Annotated in this window: 1 pseudogene; it reads left to right on the top strand. The window is 63.3% G+C overall.

Annotated elements, in window-relative coordinates:
* Nucleotides 1–1,110 (top strand): annotated as a pseudogene (locus tag NW820_RS10860) (peptidase); the annotation flags it as partial.
* Nucleotides 1,111–1,118: the final 8 nt, after the last annotated feature.

Below are 1,118 nucleotides of genomic sequence, written 5' to 3'. Positions count from 1 at the left end.
CGGCGGGATCTCATCGGGCATGTGGCCCCGCTGCTCTACCTCATCTACACGGTGCTCTCCTACCCGCTGTTTTTCCTCTCCCGCCTGGGCACCTACCATGCCGACCATTTTGCCGTACAGGCAACCGGCAACCCGAACGGGCTGATCGCTGCTCTGCTCAAATCGGCTGCCGGCTTACAAGAGGCCCACAAAAACGACCGCCGACCTTCCTCGCTGTTGCACTGCACCCGCCTGTTCAGCTTTTTGGACTTCAAAACCATCGCCGCTGCCAGTGCTGCCGCCCGCCTCCAGGATCCCTCCCAAGCTGGCCAAGTCTTTCTTTGGGATCAAATCAACCCTTGGGCCCGCTGGATGCAGGTCAATTCCAGCCATCCGCTGCCGGGGCACCGCTTCAAGGTCTTGGCGGGATATGGAGAGCGGCTGCGCCTCCTGCCGGAGCTGAGCCTGGGATCCGGGTCCAAATTGGATGTGGCCCGCCTGCAAAGCCGGTTTTGGCTGGATCTGGCCATCTACGCAGCCGAAGTGGTCGGGATCCTCATTGGCTGGCTGGTGGGGCTGATCCTCTACCTGCTGCTGCAAAACCGTCTCGATCCCAAGGTGATCGCGGCAGCAGCGGTGGTGGGCTACGGGGTGGGCTTGTGGGCCAAAGCGGGGTTGATGTACGGGGGATCCCTGCCGGCAAGGCCGACGGATGTGCTCAGCTTGCTGGCGGATCCCGACGCGGATCCCCGCCGCGGACAATGGGTGGAGCTGGAGGGGGAGTTGGTGGGACTGGGCCCCTCCGGCTATCAACTGGGGGCAGAGCTGAAGCTGCAAGAGGCCACAGGGCTGATCCCGGTGCGCTTTACTTCCCCTTTGGGGCCGGTGGGCAATGTCTTTTCCGGCCTGAAGCGGATCCGCGCCCTGGTGGGCCGGCGCGTCAAAGTGGTGGGCTGGTTCCGCCGCGGCAATACTGCTTGGGTGGATCTGGCCTACGTCCAGGTGGGATCCAATAAGCTGCACAGCCGACCGCGCCTTTGGCTGGTTGTGTTCGGCTTGGGAGTCATCCTGCTGGGGATTTGGGGGGCGTTCTATTTCCCCAACTTGGCCTCTTACCTGCGGCGGTGGTGAGCCAGGCT

Source organism: Synechococcus sp. R55.7 (assembly GCF_047461955.1).
Taxonomy (GTDB): Bacteria; Cyanobacteriota; Cyanobacteriia; order Thermostichales; family Thermostichaceae; genus Thermostichus.
This window is presented reverse-complemented; position numbering and strand designations above follow the sequence as displayed.